Source organism: Pseudomonas putida, from assembly GCF_001941965.1.
Taxonomy (GTDB): Bacteria; Pseudomonadota; Gammaproteobacteria; order Pseudomonadales; family Pseudomonadaceae; genus Aquipseudomonas; species Aquipseudomonas putida_L.
Window position 1 is genome coordinate 1 of record NZ_MKZO01000004.1, and the last position, 17,523, is coordinate 17,523.

Sequence of the window (17,523 nt, forward strand, 5' to 3'; positions counted from 1 at the left end):
ACGGAGAACCGGTCGAAAAAGCTCTCCGTACATGATTTTTCGGTCACTTTTCGTCCAATGACGCTGTAGGTGCCTGGAAAATTGCAACTTGCCGCGGCTGCACGACAAGTTGATCGGAGCATCCCTAGGTTAAAGGGCGTATGAAAAAGAGTCGGCCACTACACACAAGCGGCCGTGCTGGCAGGCAGTACTACTGAGCGGGATATTCTGCAACGACCTGATCAGACCCCGCCTTGGTCAAGCCAATGACCTGGTAGGCATGCTGTACGCCATCGACTTCCATACCGGGGGAGCCCGCCGGCATCCCGGGAACAGCGATGCCCACGAGATCATCGCGCTTGGTGAGCTCGATGACCTGAGCCGCCGGCACATGACCTTCGACGAACTTGCCGTCAATCACCGCGGTGTGACAAGACGCCAACCGCGGCGCAACGCCCAGACTTTGCTTCACTGCCGACATGTTGCTTTCGACATGGTCGACGACTTTGAAGCCATTCGCTTCGAGGTGTGAAATCCACTTCTTGCAACATCCGCAATTGGCATCACGATGGACATCAATCGTCAGGGCATCAGCTGCTTGAACTGCAGATGTGACGGAGAGAGCGGCCAGCAAGGCCAGATATTTAGCTTTCATGCACGTGCTCTTTGCCATCGGCGTGGGTGTGGGTCTTGGGCGAGGCGTTCGGAGCCTGCTCGGCGTGATGATCACCTCCGTTGGACGACGCCTCATCCCCAGCATGGTGGTCATCGCCACTCATATCCGAATGGTGACCTGCCTTAGGTGCGGAGCCACCCTCGCTATCCGTAGCCGCGGCATCGTGATGACCAGGCTCTCCAGCATCACCTGATCCATGATGGTCATCGCCACCGCCACTATTGTCATGATGGCCAGGCTTGTTGTCGCCGTGCTGTCCTTCATGGTTATGCATCTGCGTTTCCCCACCACCGTGCTGATGGCCGCCACTGGATGCGACGAGTGTTTGGTATTGCTTGGCATCCATCGTCGGCAGTTGGTTGAGGAAGGCAACCATGCCCCAGATGTACTCGTCTCCCATGCTCTTGCCCCACGCAGGCATACCCGTTGCCTTGATGCCATGCTTGATCACCCAGAACGCTGCTGACGGATTGCCATCGACACCGATCTTGGCGAGGTTGGGGGGCGCAGGATAAAGCGATTGGCTTAGCTCGGTCTCCGCCACACCTGGCGCCAAATGACAGCCGATACACATGGAGTTGTAGTTGCCCGCACCGGCGCGAATAAGAGCTTGATCATCCAGGTTGGGAACCTCGATGTCCCGCGAACGGACTTCGATAGAGCGGTCACGGGCCATCGTGAGAAACGCATGCACTGCAGGAAAATGGGGATCGTCGGCCCCCACGTTGACCACGCCAAAGTAGGCGCCGGCCAGGACAGCTGTGCTACCGACCACGCCGGCCGCCACCAAAGTTTTAATTGTTCTTTTCATGTCAGGTTCTCAAAACCACATCCGGATACCGGCGACAAAACGCGCCTCGTCTACATCACCGCCCTCGTCGCGCACCATGTCTGCCGTGTTGCCATAGGAGCGGCTCCAGGAAACCCCGATATAGGGGGCAAACTGCCTGACAATCTCGTAACGCAGACGCAAGCCGAGCTCGGTATTGGCCAACCCAGACCCCACACCTCGCTCAGGATCGTTCTTGCCGTAGAAGTTCATTTCGGCAGTTGGCTGGAGAATCAGCCGGTTGGTCAGCAGAATGTCGTACTCGCCCTCCAGTCGGGCAGCAGTTTGGCCATTCTCGCCGACGAAGGCCGTGGCTTCGGCCTCAAAGGCGTAAAGCGCCATGCCCTGGATACCGAAGGCGGCCCAAGTCTGCGGCGACTCCGGTTTGAAGTCCTGGCGAACGCCCGCGACGACATCCCACCAAGGGCCGATCGAGCGGCCGTACAGCAGCTGTAATTCAGCATCCTCGGTCACGCCGTTGGTACGCTCGCCTTCGGAGCGGAACCAGACCCGGTTGATATCACCGCCTACCCAGCCCGACGCATCCCAGGCCAGGGTGCTGCCCTCATCTGCGTCCTGGTATTCGAGCTGATCGAGCAGGAAAAAACTGTTGATGGCGCTGTCGTGAACCTTGTGGCCAGGTAATGGCGGGAAAGCCGCTTGGCGATCAGCATCCGTCAGAACGGGAATCGGCGTACGGCTGGTGGTTCTCGGGGCTTCAGCGGAGCCATGGTTCATCTTTGAATGATCCATGCCCTCCATCTGTCCTTGCATGGCGCCATGCCCCATCTTGCTGTGATCCATAGCCTGGGCCTTCTCTTGGCTCTGGCCGTGGCCCATCTGGCTATGATCCATGCTGCCCGAAGCACCCTGCATGGCGCCGTGATCCATCTTGCTGTGGTCCATGGCTGGAGCCTTTTCTTGGCTCTGGCTCTGGCTGTGGCCCATCTGGCTATGATCCATGCTGCCCGAAGCACCCTGCATGGCACCATGGTCCATCTTGCTGTGATCCATGCCCTCCATCTGCGCTTTGGTAGCGCCGTGGCTCATCTGGCTATGGTCCATCGACATGGTGCCGTGCCCCATTGCCGAATGATCCATTTCTTCCGCAGCCAAAGTAACGCCGCCGCTGAACGCACTCAGCGACACAGCCAGCGCCAAGAGAGATGGACGTGAAAACCTAGTGGTCATGGTTCGAACCTGCTTCGGCTTCGGTGCCGCCATGCTTATCCATCATGTTTTCGTGATTCATGCCGTCATGCTTCATGTCTCCGTGATCCATGGCGCCATGATCCATATGCTGGCCAGCCGCCTTATCCTTCGACTGATCTGCGTGATTGCCACTGGCGGTCTTGGGCACAGCCGACTCGGCAGCATGTTGTTCGTGCTCACTGTGCCCCTCACCTGCCAACGAAACCGGTGCGTGCAGGGCAGCCAATAGGCTGAACATGACTGCGCTGCCAGCCAGGGCATTTCGCTTCATAAAAGTGCTCATCAGAAATCTCCTTTACTCATCCACACGAACTTCACGGAACATGCCCATTTCCATGTGGAGCAACAGGTGGCAGTGATAGGCCCAACGACCCAACGCATCGGCAGTCACTCGATAGCTGCGCTTGGAACCTGGCGGCATGTCGATGGTGTGTTTACGCACCAGGAAATTGCCGTTCGCATCCTCCAGGTCGCTCCACATGCCATGAAGATGGATCGGATGAGTCATCATGGTGTCGTTGACCAGCGTGATGCGAACACGCTCGCCGTACTTGAGGCGCAGAGGCTCGGCGTCAGAGAACTTGATGCCATCGAAGGACCAGGAGAATTTCTCCATGTGCCCGGTAAGGTGCAGCTCGATGGTGCGACTTGGTTCGCGACCATCCGGGTCGAGGAAGGTGCTGCGCAGGTCAGAGTACGTGAGGACGCGTCGGCCGTTGTCTCGCAAACCAATACCTGGGTCGTCCAACTTATGCGTTGGTGTCATGGTTTGCATATCGACCAGCGGGTTGTTGGTCTCTGAGGCTGGGTGTGCCTGCATGGCACCTGCCATGCCTGCCATGCCCGAATGATCCATTCCAGCCATCTGGCTGTGATCCATGCCGGCCATGCCACCCTGCATGCTCCCATGATCCATGCCCGCCATACTGCCGTGGTCCATTCCGGCCATGTTCCCGTGATCCATACCGCCCATGCTGCCGTGATCCATACCCATGTCGCCCATGGCAATCAGCGGACGCGGGTCGGGGCTGGGTACTGGTGCACTCAACCCCTCCTGTACAGCAAGGGTGCCGCGCGCATAGCCAGTGCGATCCATGGATTGTGCAAACACGGTATACGCCTGTTCGCTGTCTGGTTCGACGATCACGTCGTAGGTCTCGGCCACGGCGATACGGAACTCGTCGACGCTGACCGGTTTGACGTGCAGACCATCGGCCGCAACCACAGTCATCTTCAGGCCCGGGATGCGCACATCGAAATAGGTCATCGCCGAGGCGTTGATGAAGCGCAGGCGGATCTTTTCGCCTGGTTTGAATATGCCGGTCCAGTTGCCATTGGGTGCCTGGCCATTCATCAGGTAGGTGTAGGTGTAGCCACTGACGTCAGCGAGATCCGTCGGGCTCATCTTCATCTCGGCCCACATCTTGCGATCGGCTACGGCGGCGGACCAACCCATCTCGCTTACGTCATCGATGAAGTCACCAACGGTGCGTTTGTGCTGGTTGTAGTAGTCCGACTGTTTCTTGAGCTTGGCCAGTACCCGCGTTGGATTTTCATCCGTCCAGTCGCTCAGCAACACGACGTAATCACGGTCGTAACTGAAGGGCTCGGGCTCCTTGGCATCGATGACCAGCGCGCCGTATACGCCGACCTGCTCCTGCAGCCCCGAGTGACTGTGATACCAGTAGGTACCGTTCTGGTTGACCTTGAACTTGTACTCATACATGCCGTCAGGAGCGATGCCATGGAAGCTCAGGCCAGGAACACCATCCATGTTCGCCGGCAGGATGATGCCGTGCCAATGGATGGAGGTGTCCTCCTTGAGGCGGTTGCGCACGCGCAATGTGACGGTATCGCCTTCGCGCCAACGAAGAATCGGCCCAGGGAGCGAGCCGTTGATGGTCATGGCCGTGCGCGCTGCGCCGGTGATGTTCACCGGGGTTTCACCGATGAATAGGTCGAATTCGTTACCAGTCAGTACGTTGGGCTGGCCGGGGCTGTTCACCGCCCAGACCGGCGTGCGCCACAGGCCAAGTCCGCCGATAATACCGGTGGCTGCCAGGCCTTTGACGAAGGTGCGCCTTGTGGTTTTGCTTTGCATGCCGTTTTGTCCAATCCGTCAAATGAGCCGGTGATGGTGTGCCCGGTCTCGGGTTCATGGCTGCTTCAATGTCGGGGATTTACCCCTCAACTTTCCACGTCGGTGCATTGCACAAGCCTTACCGACGATGAGCAGTATGAAATTGCCATATCCCAACCATCCGGGTGATTACATTTCTGTAAGGTAGATGACTTCAGCAGTTGGTGTGCTCTGCTTGCTCGGTTGGACTGCTGGCTACAGGAGCCTCAACTTTCTGCTGCTGGGCCACCCGGTAGGCCTCCAGAGACGTCTGGCGTGCCTGCTCCATGCGCGCGAAGGTTCGGTCAGCACCACCTTCAGCCATTGCCAAGCTGGAGATGCTCAGAGCAGTAACTACAAGCAGAGCTTTGATCGATTTCATTTTGGGTATTCCTCGTAAGTTAAGTGGTCCCTGCAACTGCAGAGGCCGAGCTTTAGGCTCGATGTCACGTTAACTAAGAGGGCCTGTCAGCAACCTGAGCCGAACATTACAGTTCTGTCAGGTTGCTATTTCTTTCTTGTAGCCCATCCAGAAGGCTCGGTACTGTCTTTCATGCCCTCATAAAGCCTTGCGAATTTCTTGAGAGGGCATGCTCGGCAGCGATGCCTAAGCTACTCAGGGTCATTCGCACCCGCGGATAAGACCACCAACAATTAAGAGAGATTGTCACTATGTCGAATAAATCCAACGTCGCTACCGGTGCCGCTCTGGCTCTCGTGGCCGCCAGCCTGTTTGCTACCCTGCCTGTCCAGGCCGCCCAGGACACCAAAGCAGCTGAAGTGAAGTGCTTCGGCGTCAACGGTTGCAAGGGCCAGAACGACTGCATGACCGCCAAAAATGCCTGCAAAGGCCAGGGAGAATGCAAAGGCCAGGGCTTCAAGCTGATGACTCAGGCCAAGTGCGATGAGGCCGGTGGCAAGACCAGCGAATAATGCCGTTGCGGGGAGTGCCTGCCACTCCCCTGCTGGAGTCTTGAATGAGTAAGCGCAAAACACTGGGTTTCGGTCTTGGCCTTCGCAGTGAGTATTACCAGCAGATTCTTGAACAGCGACCTGCGGTCGACTGGTTTGAGATCATTTCCGAGAATTACCTGGTGGGCGGTGGCAAGGCCCTCTACTTTCTCGATGCGATTGGCGAGCAATACCCGTTGGTGATGCACGGAGTATCGCTGTCGATCGGCGGTTCGCATAACCTGGACATGGGCTACCTACGACAGCTCAAGCAACTGGCGGACCGGATACAGCCCCAGTGGGTTTCCGACCACTTGTGCTGGAGTCGCGGCAACGCCCATCAACTCCACGACCTGCTGCCGCTGCCGTTTACCCAAGAAAGCCTGCTGCATGTCGCCGCGCGGGTGCGTCTAGTGCAGGATGTTCTGGAACGTCCCATTGTGCTGGAGAACGTTTCTTCTTACGTGCAGTGGAAGACGTCCAGCATGAGCGAATCGCAGTTTCTCTCGGAACTGAGTTTCCTGACCGGTTGCGAATTGCTCCTTGACGTGAACAACGTCTACGTCAGCGCACGAAATCAGGATTTCGACCCATGGCAGTTCATCTTGGAATTGCCGCACGAGCGGATTCGTCAAATTCATCTGGCCGGGCACAGCGATTACGGGCAGTACCTCATCGACACCCATGACCAGCCCATCGCTGATCCGGTTTGGTCTCTCTACAGCAAGACTTTGAGCTACTTGGGCCCGACATCGACCTTGATCGAGCGGGATGACCAGTTTCCGCCGCTGGAAGAGCTGTTGTCCGAATTAGCACATGCCCGTGCTATCGCCAAATCTGTGATATCGGGGGCCACCCCTTGAGCCTGATCGCCCTACAGACTGCATTTGAAACTTACCTGACAGGTGACAGTGCCCTGCCCTCCAACGAGCTTTTGGAGCAGATCCGAGGTAGCACAGCGCTGAGTGCTCTCGAAGGCCTGCAGATCTACCACAACGCTTACCGTTCGCGCCTGCTTGCGGTCTTGCGAGAAGACTTCCCTGCCCTGCTTCACTGGATCGGCAACGAATCATTCGAGCAGCTCGCACTGGCCTACTTGGCCGCCTGGCCACCACGACATTTCAGCATTCGCTGGCTGGGCGAGAAGCTGCCCGAGTTCATTAGCAGCTACGTCGAAGAACCCCAACTATCGCCGATGCGCGAACTCGCGGAGCTTGAGTGGGCTTTTACACTGGCTTTCGATGCTCAGGACGTCGAAGTGCTTTCACTGCAGGCCATCAGTGATTTTTCGGCTGAAGACTGGATTTCACTCAGGGTTTCCCTGACTGCATCTGCCCGGTGGTTGCAGCTGCAGTACAACACGCTGGAGTTGTGGAAAGCCGCCAAGTCCGGCAGCTTGCTGCCTGATATTACCCGCCTGCCAACGAACCTAGCCTGTCTTGTTTGGCGTCATGAACTCGTCTGCCAGTACCGGAGCCTGGAGCCAGCGGAGGCTTCGGCATTGCAGTTTCTCATCGAGGGCGGATCGTTCGCTGAACTCTGCGAGTCGTTGAGCGCCACGCATGGCGAGCAAGCTCCCTTGCAAGCCGCGACCTGGTTGAAGTTGTGGGTCAACGACGGTTTGCTAAAGCGCGGCCAGCTATTACACGAATGACCCGGAACCTTTAGGCTAGCGCTCTCTCTTTGGCCACTCCGAGCGCTTCTATGACTCACCGCATCATTCATTTCAAACAGCAAAGCCTTGCTTGACCCGGAGACCTATCAGGCAATGCTGGCCGACGGCGTTGGTCACTGGGAGCGGCTTGCAGGAGAAGTCGTCGGCATAGAAGACGAAAAAAGCCACGAGTTCGCTGCATTGAAAAGCCTGTTCAAGCGCAAGCGGTACTCCTATGACACGCTGGAAATGCGCGAGCCAGGCGATCACTCAAACTGGCTTCGCGGCCGAGATGGTTCAGAAGGTATGACCAACGAGGTCACCAGTATCCCAGGGCTAAAAGAGCTCTCAGAACTGGAGATTTAGTGGGATAGCAGGTCAGCGCTCAAGCGCTGACCTGGGCCGAATAGCCAAGCTCCTGGATGAGTTCGCGGATCGATTCGGCACTTTCTGTGCTCTCAACGGTGACCTTGCCGGCCGCTCGATCCACTTCTACTCGTGCATCCTGATCCAGAGCTTGAATGGCCTTCGTGATTTTGCTCACGCAACTGCCACAGCCCATCCCCGCAACACTCAGACTAAACATGTCTTTCACCTCATTTCGTCCGCGGCTCAAGTTACCGCACGGACAGCATCGACCTTGACACGATGGCAAGGTCAAGCCCGTAAGCGCTACAAAAGGATCAGCCGCTTACCACGGGCGTAAGGATGGGGGTTGGTGAACACACCACGACATGCCTTGCGCCCCTCGTCAGTGCGACGTATAGATTCTGGGGGGTCATAAGCTCAGGATGCAGGACAACCGAGACATCCGCCTCCAGCCCCTTGAGAAGTAATGTGCTGCCTACAGAGCGTCTTGCGATCGGTCGGGCAAGGTGTCTATTGCGCTCTCGCGCTTGAATGGCTGCACTCAGAAAGTCGGCAGCACCTCCCACCACCGCTTGCATTGCAGACCGGCAGCAGTACAGAACCTCCGGTCGGTATACACGTGCCCCGTGCTGCTCAGCGAGCGTATCGATCACACGGAGCGCTTGCCCCAATGTTGGCGCTGCTACGAAATCGATCGCCGCAGCCTCGGCCGCGGTCGGAGACGTTCGGGCCCTTCCTGCACGCAGCGACTCCACGCGCGTTCGCAGGTTTGCTGCACCTACCCCCGTCATTACGCTGGAAGCAAACTCCACAAGTTGTGCCAGAGCATTGGCACCCTGCAAGTCAAAGTTCCTGGCGAAGTTGACGAGATCTCTCAGGTCGACGGCTTCTACGGCCATGGCACCGGGTGTCTGGCTCGTGAGCTGATGGCGACCTTGCACGTTGATGGAGTCCCCGATGATGAGGACGCTGCCCCGAGCGTTGGGTGGCTCGGTTCTAGCGGCCACCAGCCGCTGCTGGACTTCTGTCCCGGCGTTGAGCTGCACCCAGCGCACTTCTGCCGGAGCCGTGCGCAGATCCACCGGCTGGCCAACTTGAAGTTGCTGCCGTATGGCGAGCAGCCACTGCCCGAGGTTCTCAGCTCCAGCCAGCCGCCAGCGCCACGGTATCCTCAACTCTCCCGCTGCGGGAAACAGGGGTTGCACCTCATTCGCCCAATGCACCAGTCGATTGCCACGGAAGCTGAATATGGCTTGCATCGGGTCACCGAGCACGCAGGTCGGAAGCACCTGGGCCAAACCAGACACGATGGCGTGCTGGACGACGTTGCAGTCTTGGTACTCGTCGACAAGCAACCGTGCATAGGTGGCGCGAAGGGGCTGAGCGAGGTGACCGGCCTGCAACAACTGCATGGCGGCCTCCCGAATTGCCGGGTAGTCAGTATTGGGTTGATGCAGCTGTAGGATCTGCGGGTTATGGCCGCTTCGCGCTGGGAACTTAGCGATCAGGCGCATCGAGAATCCGTCAATGGTGGAGACTCGATATGCGGAGTTAGGAACACCGGCTCGTCTCAGGCGCGCCCGTAAGGCCGCAACGCCGGCGTTCGTATGTGTCAAGACGAGGATGGGTTTGCTCTGCGTATGCGCGATGAGCGTCTCGGCAATCAATTGCGTTTTTCCACAACCTGCGGGGGCTGTTATGGAGCCACGCTCGATAGCGAAAAGATCAATCTCAGGGGGCACTTGTAAACGTCCAGAGCTGATTCGTGACTGCCATGAAGCCCGGTTCGGCGTTCTGTAAAGACGGACCGACGATGTCCCTTGCAACCTCCTGATAGGTTGTCAGCGACTTGAACCAGCCGCTGTTGCGGATACGGGATGCGGTTCCCAGCAGCTCTCGTCTCTCAGGTGAGTACCCATCCACGAGTCGCTCGGCTCGGATATCGTTCAGCGTCACGCGGCCTTGGGACTTCGTCTGAATGTGTGCGTTCATCAGCTCTGCACCCACTATTGTTTCGGCTTTCGCCAGAAGTGCATCGAGTGCTTGCTCACTGAGATGGCGGAAGATCTCGTCCTCCAACGTGAGGCCTGGTCGCCATGTAAGAATTTGCCCGCCGGCGGCCAAGAATGCTTCAGCGAGCCCCGCGGTCGAAGGCTTGTCGGCATCTACAAAAACCATCACGCGGTAACCCAAGTTCAGAAGTGCTGTTCCCCGGATAAGACTGTTATCGGGGCTTCCCCCGCCGGCGTCCACATACGCGCCGCCATGGGCCAGGAATGAGGTAGCGCCAAGACTGACCCACCATTGGTCAAGGCCACGCGCGAAGCCAACCTCGCTGGCCCCCTCGCAAACGATGATGGATTTGGCGAGGAATGCTTCGGGGTCCTTCCGAAGGGTACTTTGTACCTCGTTGGCTTCCCCAGCTGGCATAACACTGTGGCGCTGAGGTGCTGACCGAACAACGAATAACTGGCTGCCGGACAGCTCGCGCAGCGCGACCGGCGAGTGCGTCGTCATGAACACTTGCAACGGAGCGGCAGCGTCCTTTGCACCCAGCGAGTCCAGGAATCGCATGAGCCGATGAGGTTCAAGCCCGTATTCCACCTCATCAACCAGGGCAATTGGCGCGGCGCTGGCCGCAGCCCTTTGAAGCCCTGCCACTAGCAAGCGTGACGAGCCCGTGCCAAGGGAGCGCAGCGGAATACCTGTTTCACTGTGCAGCGCGATCGCCCCCTCGCCAATCGACACAGAATGTGCGTCAAGGAGCGCCTGAGGCATAGCCCCGACCGAAACGCCAAGATGCTGTGCTGTGCGTTGCACGACCTCAAGCGTCTGGGTCAGATGTTCGGCTGCTTGATTGCCAAAGTTCGCTCTTGCTTGCCTAGCGGCGCGCGCCAGTTCAGCACCAAGCTCGGCGCGCTCATCGGTAAGTCGATTGAGCACTGAGCCACGACTCCACGACAGGTTCGAGCTCGCAAAGCTGCTGATACGGGCGGGCGCTAGTGCCGCTCGTTCTTTCCAGGGAAGAGTGCGTTCAAGTTGCTGCTGCTCCGCGCGCTCGGAGAAAAGTGTCCAAACAGGCTCCAAATCGGCACCAACTTGCAGACGCAAGGTGATGACGGTCTCCAGCCCCGCTCGCGGTTCGTCTTCGACTTCCCCCGTACCGGGATGGAATCCACGCAAGAACTCGCCGTAGACATCGATATCCATCAGCGATAACGGCAGATCGCCAAGCGCCACGCTGATGGTGATGGGTACATCGACGTTTAATGCGAAGAAGTCCATGTCGCCGAACGTGCCGCCTCGGCGGGCGCCGACGCAAAGGTCAATCGCGTCCAGGATGCTGGACTTCCCACTGTCACCCGGACCAATGAGGCAGTTAATTCCGGGGGCCGGCACCCAGTCGAGCGCCTGGATAGACCGGAAGTTGCTAATTTGCAGTCGGCGAATGCGGGCCACGGAGAATCCTCATGGGGTAACGACTGTCAGTCTCCTACTCGCAGCGGGAACGATCCATAGAACGTCCCCTCGTCATCAGGTGATGCGACTGATAGGTCAAGTTGCAAGCTACCGTACGGTATTTTCCGGTCAGATGCGCATTTAAAAAATCGCCCTGCAGGTAGGCACATCGTCTTGTCTAGCAGACTAGCCAACGTCCGTTGCTTTCAACCTAAGCGCATTGAAAACCACCGAGGCTGAACTGACGCTCATTGCCAGAGCAGCGATCAAGGGCGACAGAAGATGTCCTGTCAGCGGATACAGCAGCCCGGCCGCTAGCGGGATTCCCATCGCGTTGTAGAGGAATGCAAAGGCAAGGTTCTGCCTCATGTTCTTCACCGTGGCCACCGACAAGGTGCGCGCCCGCAGGATGCCCATCAGGTCTCCCTTGACCAGGGTCACTTGGGCGCTGTTCATCGCCACGTCGGTGCCCGTGCCCATAGCGATGCCTACGTCGGCCCTGGCCAAGGCCGGCGCATCGTTGATGCCGTCGCCCGCCATGGCAACACGCCGGCCATAGCTCTGCAGTTCGGCGACTAATTTCTCCTTGTCCTGCGGTTTCACCTCGCCATGCACCTCCTCGATGCCTAACTGCTTCGCCACGGCTCTTGCTGTGGTGAGGCCATCGCCAGTGGCCATGATGACCTTCACGTCAGCGTTCTGGAGTTGAGCAACAGCCTGTTGGGAGGTCGGTTTGATTGGATCGGAAACGGCCAGGAGACCCGCCAGGCGACCATCGACGGCCAGATAGATGATGCTGATGCCCTCCAGGCGCAGTTGCTCTGCACGGTTACGCAGCGGAGTAATATCGACGCCCGCCTCCTCCATCAACGCTGTGTTCCCAAGCTGCAGTTGATGGCCATCGACCTGTCCGCGTACACCAATACCTGAGCCAGATTCGAAGGTCTCCGGTTTCACCAGGGCAAGACCCTGTTCACGCGCATGATCGACAATGGCATGCGCCAGCGGATGCTCGCTGCCCTGGTCGAGGCTTGCGGCCAAGCGCAGAACCTCGACCGAGTCGAACGGCCCGGTTCCCTCTGCACTATGAAAGGCCGGCCGCCCCTGCGTCAGTGTCCCGGTCTTGTCGACGATCAAGGTGTCGATTTTGCAGAGGTTCTCGATAGCGCTGGCATCGCGGAACAACACACCGCTGCTGGCGGCCTTGCCGGTCGCGACCATGACCGACATCGGCGTTGCCAAGCCCAGGGCGCATGGGCAGGCAATGATCAGTACGGCCACAGCGTTGATCAGGCCAAATACCCAACCTGATTCCGGCCCGAACACCCCCCAGCCAAAAAATGTCAGGATCGCGATCAGGATCACCCCCACCACGAAATACCCTGCCACGGCATCGGCCATACGCTGCATGGGCGCCTTGGAACGCTGGGCCTTAGCCACCATCTGGACGATCTGCGACAACATGGTTTCGGCGCCCACCTTCTGCGCTTCCATCACCAGGCTGCCGTGGGTGTTCAGGGTGGCACCGATGAGGGTATCCCCTGCCCGCTTGGTGACGGGCACCGGCTCGCCGGTGAGCATCGACTCGTCGACAGCGCTCTCGCCCTCCAGCACGGTGCCATCCACCGGGACTTTTTCGCCCGGCCGGACACGCAAGTGGTCACCCAGATGGACGTGGGTCAGCGGAATATCTTCTTCCTGGCCGTCAGGCCTGATGCGCCGGGCAGTCTTGGGGGCCAATCCCAGCAGTGACTTAATGGCGGCAGAGGTCTGCGAGCGGGCTTTGAGTTCGAGCATCTGGCCCAACAGCGTGAGCGAGATGATCACCGCGGCGGCCTCGAAGTAGACGCCGATGCGTCCATCCTGAACGAAGGCCGCCGGGAACCACTGCGGCACCAGGGTGGCTGCCACGCTGTAGAGGTAGGCGGCTGCAGTTCCTAATCCGATCAGGGTCCACATATTAGGGCTGCGTTGCCGGATGGAGTCTATTCCGCGAGTGAAAAATACCCAGCCACCCCAAAGCGTCACGGGCGTTGCCAGAACCAGCTCAACCCAGTTCTGGGATGTTCCATGGAACAGCTGCAAGGAATGACCAGCCATCGCCAGCACGGTCACGATGACGGTCAATGGCAGAGTCCACCAGAACCGTCGCGAAAAGTCTTTCAGCTCCGGATTTTCTTCGTCCTCCAGCTCTGGAATGACGGGTTCGAGCGTCATCCCACAGATCGGGCAGTTGCCAGGGCTCGGTTGGCGAATCTCGGGATGCATCGGGCAGGTGTATTCAGCCCCCAGTCCTGCCTGAGTTGAGTACTCTGGCGGAGCGGCATGCTGGTGGTGCCCGGCATGCGATTGATGGCTCATGTACTGATGAGGGGCTGCCTGGAACTTCTCCTGGCATTTTGTACTGCAGAACCGATAGGCCCTTCCCTCAAAGTTCTCCTGGTAAGGACTATCAGATTTGACCTCCATGCCACACACCGGATCGCGTGGGCTCTCTGGATGGCCGTGCGAGTGATGTGCATGGCCCTGGTCATGATGGCAGGAGGTCTTTTGCATTCGAGTTACTTCCTATCCTCGTCCTTGGAAACTGCGGCTCCGCTGGAGTGGGAGTGCCCGCCATGATTGTGGCCAAACAGATGCATCAGCGGGCATAGCAGCAGGATGAGGTATGGCAAAGCCTGCGAAAGATGACCGTAATGCTCGCGCGCGACATAGAAGATGCCGATTACGGCCAGCATGATCAGTGCGATGCCAATCTTGCTCTTCCAAAAAGGTGGTTCCGTAGTGCCAGTGTGGTGCGTGTGATCCATGACAATAGCCTCGGTTCAATGACCATAGAATCAGCATAGGTTGCTCTGGCCAGGCAGAGTTGACGCGTATCAATGGAGTTCAGCGTACGGTCACCTTACCGACCATTCCCGACTGATAATGTCCAGGAACATTGCAGGCGAACTCCAGATCAGTAGCGTCGGAGAAGGTCCAGATCAGCTCTTCGCGTGCACCTGGCTCGACCAGAACGCTGTTGGGATCGTCGTGCTCCATGCCGACCATCTTCATGCCGCCCATGGCGTGGTCCATTTTGCTCATGTCATGCGCTGCAGTCGGGGACAGCGTGCCGTTCTGAAACATCGCAGCCATCTCTTTCTGATGCGCAGCATGGGATGCCGCTTTGCCAAGGTTGAACTCGTGCAGCAGGGCTCCCTCGTTCAGCAGTACGAAGCGAACCGTCTCGCCCGCCTTGATTTCCATTGCCTTGGGTTCAAAGAAGATGTCCCCCATCCGTACCTCGATGGTGCGATCTACTGCCTGACTATCTCCCGACTGGCCGATGCTGTCTTTGTTGTGGCCCGGGCTGGCCATCGCGTTGGCTGCGCTGAATAGCAAACCCACGGTGGTGATCAAAGAAAGGGATTTGAGGGGTAGGCGTTTCATGGTTAGACCTCGCTGGGATGCTGGAAATCTCATGCTATTACTCGCTTGCTGCCAGGCCGCTGCCCCCAAATCTACAACTGCGTCAGCTGGGAAAAAGCACGGCGCCATAGAGGCGCCGCTAGGCCAAAGGAGCAATCACGAAAGGCCTGGAAGATGGGGGAAATCTTTACTGATGGCATTCCTTATCGGCCATCATCAACTTGTGCTCTCGAATCATTTGACCCAGCACGTCGTCTACCAACTTGTCATGCTTTTCCATCCAGGCCAGATGCTCTTCGGCAGACATGTTCGGCGCGGGATGCTCGTTGTGCAGCTGGCTCATGATGTCTTCGAGCATGTTCATATGCGCCTTCATGTGCACATGCCGCTCGCCGACCGGGGCCTTCTCCGCCTGGTTCAGCACGACTTCTGCTTTGTCGCGCATCTGCTGGATGCGCTCGAATACACGGTCGCTGCCCCCCTCGGCCCAAGCCATAGAAGAGAGCAGTAGCGAGCCAACCAGAAGCAAAGGTTTCAGCGATTTCATGGGACAGTCTCCATCAGTGCAAACTATGGCCGGCACCTCTGCTTTTGGTCTGTCGAGGGCCGAGAGCACAACCTAGTGCTCATGCTTGCACCTTAGACAAGCCACCCTGTCAGCGAGCTGAAGCCAGAATTACATTTTCGTAAGCTTCTGGTTGGGGCCGCGGTTTGCCTGCAAACTCAGGCCACCCGATATTTGGAGTCTGCTCGCATGAAACTACTGGTAGCTGAAGATGAACCCAAAACCGGTGCATACCTGCAGCAAGGCCTCAGTGAAGCGGGCTTCAATGTCGACCGGGTTATGACCGGTACAGATGCTCTACAGCACGCTCTGAGTGAGTCCTATGACCTCCTGATCCTGGATGTGATGATGCCTGGGCTGGACGGGTGGGAAGTGCTGCGCATGGTGCGCGCCGCAGGAAAAGACGTCCCCGTATTGTTCTTGACGGCACGCGATGGTGTGGAGGACCGCGTTAAAGGGTTGGAGCTGGGCGCGGACGACTACCTGATCAAGCCATTTGCTTTCTCAGAACTTCTGGCCAGGGTCAGAACGCTGCTGCGTAGAGGCAATGGCTCACCCACGCAAACAACGATGAAAATTGCCGATTTGGAAGTCGATCTGATGAAGCGTCGCGCCATCCGCGGCGGTAAACGAATTGACCTGACCGCGAAGGAGTTTTCACTGCTGGAACTGCTACTGCGCCGGCGCGGCGAGGTGCTCCCGAAGTCGCTGATTGCCTCTCAGGTTTGGGACATGAATTTCGACAGCGACACCAATGTCATTGAGGTTGCGGTACGCCGGCTACGCGCAAAAATCGATGACGATTTCGATCTCAAGCTGATTCATACCGCCCGCGGCATAGGATACATGATGGATGCTCCGGAGTGAATATGAAGCACCTTTCGCTGACCGCACGCATGAGCCTGATGTTCATGTCCGCGGTAATTGCAGTCCTGACGGTAGCAGGGCTGAGTTTCAATATGCTCAGCCAGCACCACTTCAAGATGCTGGATCGGCAGGCCCTGGTGGAGAAACTCGAATCCGCCAAACATATCCTCAACAATGCTCGCGGTGAAGCGAGCCTTTCGGAAGAATTACCGCAGTTGCGAGCTTTGCTGGGAGCCCATCAGGATCTGGCCGCCACTATCCTGGCCAGTGACGGTTCTGTACTGTTTTCCGACCCCAGAGCAGTCGAAGTACCTGAGCGTTTCAGACGTGCAAATGAGCAGAGCATGTGGGAGTGGCAGAACGGCCAACACATGTACCGTGGCATGACGGAGCAAATCTCGGTAGCCGATCAGGCTGAGCCGCTCACTGCGTTGCTGATTCTTGACGTCACCAATCACACACACTTTTTCGACACGCTGCAACGATGGTTTTGGATTGGATTGGTCATCAGCGCCCTGTTCAGTGCCGCACTCGGCTGGGTGGTTGCTCGCAGCGGCCTTAGGCCTCTGCGGCAAGTCACTCATGTGGCCTCCGGGATGTCCGCTCGCTCGTTACAGGAGCGAATCCCTCTCGAACCAGTGCCGCGGGAACTTCAGCAACTGGTTCTCTCCTTCAATGCGATGTTGGCTCGGCTAGAGGATGCCTTCGTTAGGCTCTCCAATTTTTCGGCCGACATTGCCCACGAGCTACGAACTCCAGTCAGCAATCTGATGACCCACACCGAGGTCGTGCTGAGTAAAAAACGCGATATCAATGCCTATGAGGAGAATCTGTACTCCAACCTGGAGGACTTGAAGCGCATGTCTCGGATGATTGATGACATGCTGTTCTTGGCCAAGGCTGATAATGGCCTGATCATCCCCGAGCAGGCCAGGATCGAACTGGCTGACGTAGTCTTCAAGCTGTTTGACTACTACCACCTTCTGGCCGAAGAGCGCGGCATTGAGCTATCGCTCACAGGCAAAGGCCAAGTGCTGGGAGATCGGCTGATGCTTGATCGCGCGCTATCCAACTTGCTGTCCAATGCGCTGCGCTACACGCCGGCGGGACAGACAATTTCGGTTCTGATCCGCGAGACAGAGGACTCCACTACCTTCAGTATCGAGAACCCAGGGGACACAATCAGCTCAGAGCATCTAGAGAAGCTCTTCGACCGTTTTTACCGGGTTGACCCCGCTCGGCGGGAGGGCAGCCCGAGCAACGCCGGGCTCGGGCTTGCAATCACCCGATCCATCATTGAGGCTCACAAAGGCCGCATCTGGTGCACCTCAGCGGCTAGCCTCACGGGCTTTCACATCGAATTGCCCCATCCCAGATAATGCCGGTCTGGCGGTAAGTAGGCTACAGCTAACCGCTAGCCCAACTTGACAGG

General features: G+C 57.9%; 19 protein-coding genes. 6 read left to right on the top strand and 13 right to left on the bottom strand.

Going from position 1 to position 17,523, the window contains the following annotated elements:
- Nucleotides 1–190: 190 nt before the first annotated feature.
- The 6 genes from PSEMO_RS01635 to PSEMO_RS01660 form a co-directional block, all read right to left on the bottom strand.
- Nucleotides 191–634 (bottom strand): DUF411 domain-containing protein, encoded by a 444-nt coding sequence (locus PSEMO_RS01635; RefSeq protein ID WP_009686151.1) that lies wholly within the window; start codon nt 632–634, stop codon nt 191–193.
- Nucleotides 624–1,466, bottom strand: a complete 843-nt coding sequence (locus tag PSEMO_RS01640; RefSeq protein WP_003139525.1) for a c-type cytochrome — start codon at nt 1,464–1,466, stop codon at nt 624–626. Before PSEMO_RS01640 ends, PSEMO_RS01635 begins: the two co-directional genes overlap by 11 nt.
- A 9-nt stretch (nt 1,467–1,475) precedes the next feature.
- Nucleotides 1,476–2,675 carry a copper resistance protein B gene (locus tag PSEMO_RS01645; RefSeq protein ID WP_047149788.1) on the bottom strand — a complete coding sequence of 400 codons (1,200 nt, stop codon included), beginning with the start codon at nt 2,673–2,675 and terminating at the stop codon, nt 1,476–1,478.
- Complete coding sequence (locus tag PSEMO_RS01650) at nt 2,665–2,979, bottom strand: hypothetical protein (protein WP_009686150.1); 315 nt, start codon at nt 2,977–2,979, stop codon at nt 2,665–2,667. The genes PSEMO_RS01645 and PSEMO_RS01650 overlap by 11 nt, the downstream gene beginning before the upstream one ends.
- Before the next feature lie 12 nt (nt 2,980–2,991).
- Nucleotides 2,992–4,797, bottom strand: a complete 1,806-nt coding sequence (locus tag PSEMO_RS01655) for a copper resistance system multicopper oxidase (protein ID WP_009686149.1) — start codon at nt 4,795–4,797, stop codon at nt 2,992–2,994.
- A gap of 193 nt (nt 4,798–4,990) precedes the next feature.
- On the bottom strand, nt 4,991–5,197 hold the full coding sequence (locus tag PSEMO_RS01660) for a co-regulatory protein PtrA N-terminal domain-containing protein (protein ID WP_003139535.1): 207 nt from the start codon (nt 5,195–5,197) through the stop codon (nt 4,991–4,993).
- Between the two features lie 290 nt (nt 5,198–5,487).
- Between PSEMO_RS01660 and bufA2 the strand changes: the two genes are divergently transcribed.
- The 4 genes from bufA2 to PSEMO_RS01680 all read left to right on the top strand — a co-directional run bounded on the left by bufA2 (nt 5,488) and on the right by PSEMO_RS01680 (nt 7,786).
- Complete coding sequence (gene bufA2, locus PSEMO_RS01665) at nt 5,488–5,748, top strand: BufA2 family periplasmic bufferin-type metallophore (RefSeq protein WP_004577564.1); 261 nt, start codon at nt 5,488–5,490, stop codon at nt 5,746–5,748.
- 44 nt (nt 5,749–5,792) lie between these two features.
- Nucleotides 5,793–6,629 (top strand): MNIO family bufferin maturase, encoded by an 837-nt coding sequence (bufB, locus tag PSEMO_RS01670; RefSeq protein ID WP_003452318.1) that lies wholly within the window; start codon nt 5,793–5,795, stop codon nt 6,627–6,629.
- The gene (locus PSEMO_RS01675) at nt 6,626–7,420 is read left to right on the top strand and encodes an HvfC/BufC N-terminal domain-containing protein (protein ID WP_009686147.1); all 795 of its coding nucleotides are present in this window, start codon (nt 6,626–6,628) and stop codon (nt 7,418–7,420) included. Before bufB ends, PSEMO_RS01675 begins: the two co-directional genes overlap by 4 nt.
- A 114-nt stretch (nt 7,421–7,534) precedes the next feature.
- Nucleotides 7,535–7,786 carry a hypothetical protein gene (locus tag PSEMO_RS01680; protein ID WP_009686146.1) on the top strand — a complete coding sequence of 84 codons (252 nt, stop codon included), beginning with the start codon at nt 7,535–7,537 and terminating at the stop codon, nt 7,784–7,786.
- Nucleotides 7,787–7,805: 19 nt separating this feature from the next.
- On the opposite strand, the gene PSEMO_RS01685 is transcribed toward PSEMO_RS01680, so the two are convergent.
- The 7 genes from PSEMO_RS01685 to PSEMO_RS01715 all read right to left on the bottom strand — a co-directional run bounded on the left by PSEMO_RS01685 (nt 7,806) and on the right by PSEMO_RS01715 (nt 15,206).
- Nucleotides 7,806–8,006: a heavy-metal-associated domain-containing protein gene (locus PSEMO_RS01685; RefSeq protein ID WP_003246756.1), complete on the bottom strand. Its 201-nt coding sequence runs from the start codon at nt 8,004–8,006 to the stop codon at nt 7,806–7,808.
- Nucleotides 8,007–8,103: 97 nt separating this feature from the next.
- Entirely contained in the window at nt 8,104–9,531 is a 1,428-nt protein-coding gene (locus tag PSEMO_RS01690; RefSeq protein WP_009686145.1) for a UvrD-helicase domain-containing protein, read from the bottom strand.
- On the bottom strand, nt 9,521–11,248 hold the full coding sequence (locus PSEMO_RS01695; protein WP_075801444.1) for an ATP-dependent nuclease: 1,728 nt from the start codon (nt 11,246–11,248) through the stop codon (nt 9,521–9,523). Before PSEMO_RS01695 ends, PSEMO_RS01690 begins: the two co-directional genes overlap by 11 nt.
- A gap of 186 nt (nt 11,249–11,434) precedes the next feature.
- The gene (locus PSEMO_RS01700; protein WP_075801445.1) at nt 11,435–13,804 is read right to left on the bottom strand and encodes a heavy metal translocating P-type ATPase; all 2,370 of its coding nucleotides are present in this window, start codon (nt 13,802–13,804) and stop codon (nt 11,435–11,437) included.
- Between the two features lie 5 nt (nt 13,805–13,809).
- On the bottom strand, nt 13,810–14,058 hold the full coding sequence (locus tag PSEMO_RS01705; protein ID WP_009686142.1) for a DUF2933 domain-containing protein: 249 nt from the start codon (nt 14,056–14,058) through the stop codon (nt 13,810–13,812).
- Nucleotides 14,059–14,137: 79 nt separating this feature from the next.
- Nucleotides 14,138–14,680, bottom strand: coding sequence for a cupredoxin domain-containing protein (locus tag PSEMO_RS01710; RefSeq protein ID WP_009686141.1), 543 nt, complete (start codon nt 14,678–14,680; stop codon nt 14,138–14,140).
- A gap of 166 nt (nt 14,681–14,846) precedes the next feature.
- Nucleotides 14,847–15,206: a co-regulatory protein PtrA N-terminal domain-containing protein gene (locus PSEMO_RS01715; RefSeq protein WP_009686140.1), complete on the bottom strand. Its 360-nt coding sequence runs from the start codon at nt 15,204–15,206 to the stop codon at nt 14,847–14,849.
- A gap of 207 nt (nt 15,207–15,413) precedes the next feature.
- On the opposite strand from PSEMO_RS01715, the gene PSEMO_RS01720 reads away from it, so the two are divergent.
- Nucleotides 15,414–16,091, top strand: coding sequence for a heavy metal response regulator transcription factor (locus tag PSEMO_RS01720; RefSeq protein ID WP_075801446.1), 678 nt, complete (start codon nt 15,414–15,416; stop codon nt 16,089–16,091).
- Between the two features lie 2 nt (nt 16,092–16,093).
- Nucleotides 16,094–17,470, top strand: a complete 1,377-nt coding sequence (locus PSEMO_RS01725) for a heavy metal sensor histidine kinase (RefSeq protein WP_012018612.1) — start codon at nt 16,094–16,096, stop codon at nt 17,468–17,470.
- Nucleotides 17,471–17,523: the final 53 nt, after the last annotated feature.

What these genes read in the sequence shown, in the direction of transcription:
- PSEMO_RS01635 (WP_009686151.1), bottom strand. Translation starts at nt 634, where the DNA reads ATGAAAGCTAAATATCTGGCCTTGCTGGCCGCTCTCTCCGTCACATCT.
- PSEMO_RS01640 (WP_003139525.1), bottom strand. Translation starts at nt 1,466, where the DNA reads ATGAAAAGAACAATTAAAACTTTGGTGGCGGCCGGCGTGGTCGGTAGC.
- PSEMO_RS01645 (WP_047149788.1), bottom strand. Translation starts at nt 2,675, where the DNA reads ATGACCACTAGGTTTTCACGTCCATCTCTCTTGGCGCTGGCTGTGTCG.
- PSEMO_RS01650 (WP_009686150.1), bottom strand. Translation starts at nt 2,979, where the DNA reads ATGAGCACTTTTATGAAGCGAAATGCCCTGGCTGGCAGCGCAGTCATG.
- PSEMO_RS01655 (WP_009686149.1), bottom strand. Translation starts at nt 4,797, where the DNA reads ATGCAAAGCAAAACCACAAGGCGCACCTTCGTCAAAGGCCTGGCAGCC.
- PSEMO_RS01660 (WP_003139535.1), bottom strand. Translation starts at nt 5,197, where the DNA reads ATGAAATCGATCAAAGCTCTGCTTGTAGTTACTGCTCTGAGCATCTCC.
- bufA2 (WP_004577564.1), top strand. Translation starts at nt 5,488, where the DNA reads ATGTCGAATAAATCCAACGTCGCTACCGGTGCCGCTCTGGCTCTCGTG.
- bufB (WP_003452318.1), top strand. Translation starts at nt 5,793, where the DNA reads ATGAGTAAGCGCAAAACACTGGGTTTCGGTCTTGGCCTTCGCAGTGAG.
- PSEMO_RS01680 (WP_009686146.1), top strand. Translation starts at nt 7,535, where the DNA reads ATGCTGGCCGACGGCGTTGGTCACTGGGAGCGGCTTGCAGGAGAAGTC.
- PSEMO_RS01685 (WP_003246756.1), bottom strand. Translation starts at nt 8,006, where the DNA reads ATGTTTAGTCTGAGTGTTGCGGGGATGGGCTGTGGCAGTTGCGTGAGC.
- PSEMO_RS01700 (WP_075801445.1), bottom strand. Translation starts at nt 13,804, where the DNA reads ATGCAAAAGACCTCCTGCCATCATGACCAGGGCCATGCACATCACTCG.
- PSEMO_RS01705 (WP_009686142.1), bottom strand. Translation starts at nt 14,058, where the DNA reads ATGGATCACACGCACCACACTGGCACTACGGAACCACCTTTTTGGAAG.
- PSEMO_RS01710 (WP_009686141.1), bottom strand. Translation starts at nt 14,680, where the DNA reads ATGAAACGCCTACCCCTCAAATCCCTTTCTTTGATCACCACCGTGGGT.
- PSEMO_RS01715 (WP_009686140.1), bottom strand. Translation starts at nt 15,206, where the DNA reads ATGAAATCGCTGAAACCTTTGCTTCTGGTTGGCTCGCTACTGCTCTCT.
- PSEMO_RS01720 (WP_075801446.1), top strand. Translation starts at nt 15,414, where the DNA reads ATGAAACTACTGGTAGCTGAAGATGAACCCAAAACCGGTGCATACCTG.
- PSEMO_RS01725 (WP_012018612.1), top strand. Translation starts at nt 16,094, where the DNA reads ATGAAGCACCTTTCGCTGACCGCACGCATGAGCCTGATGTTCATGTCC.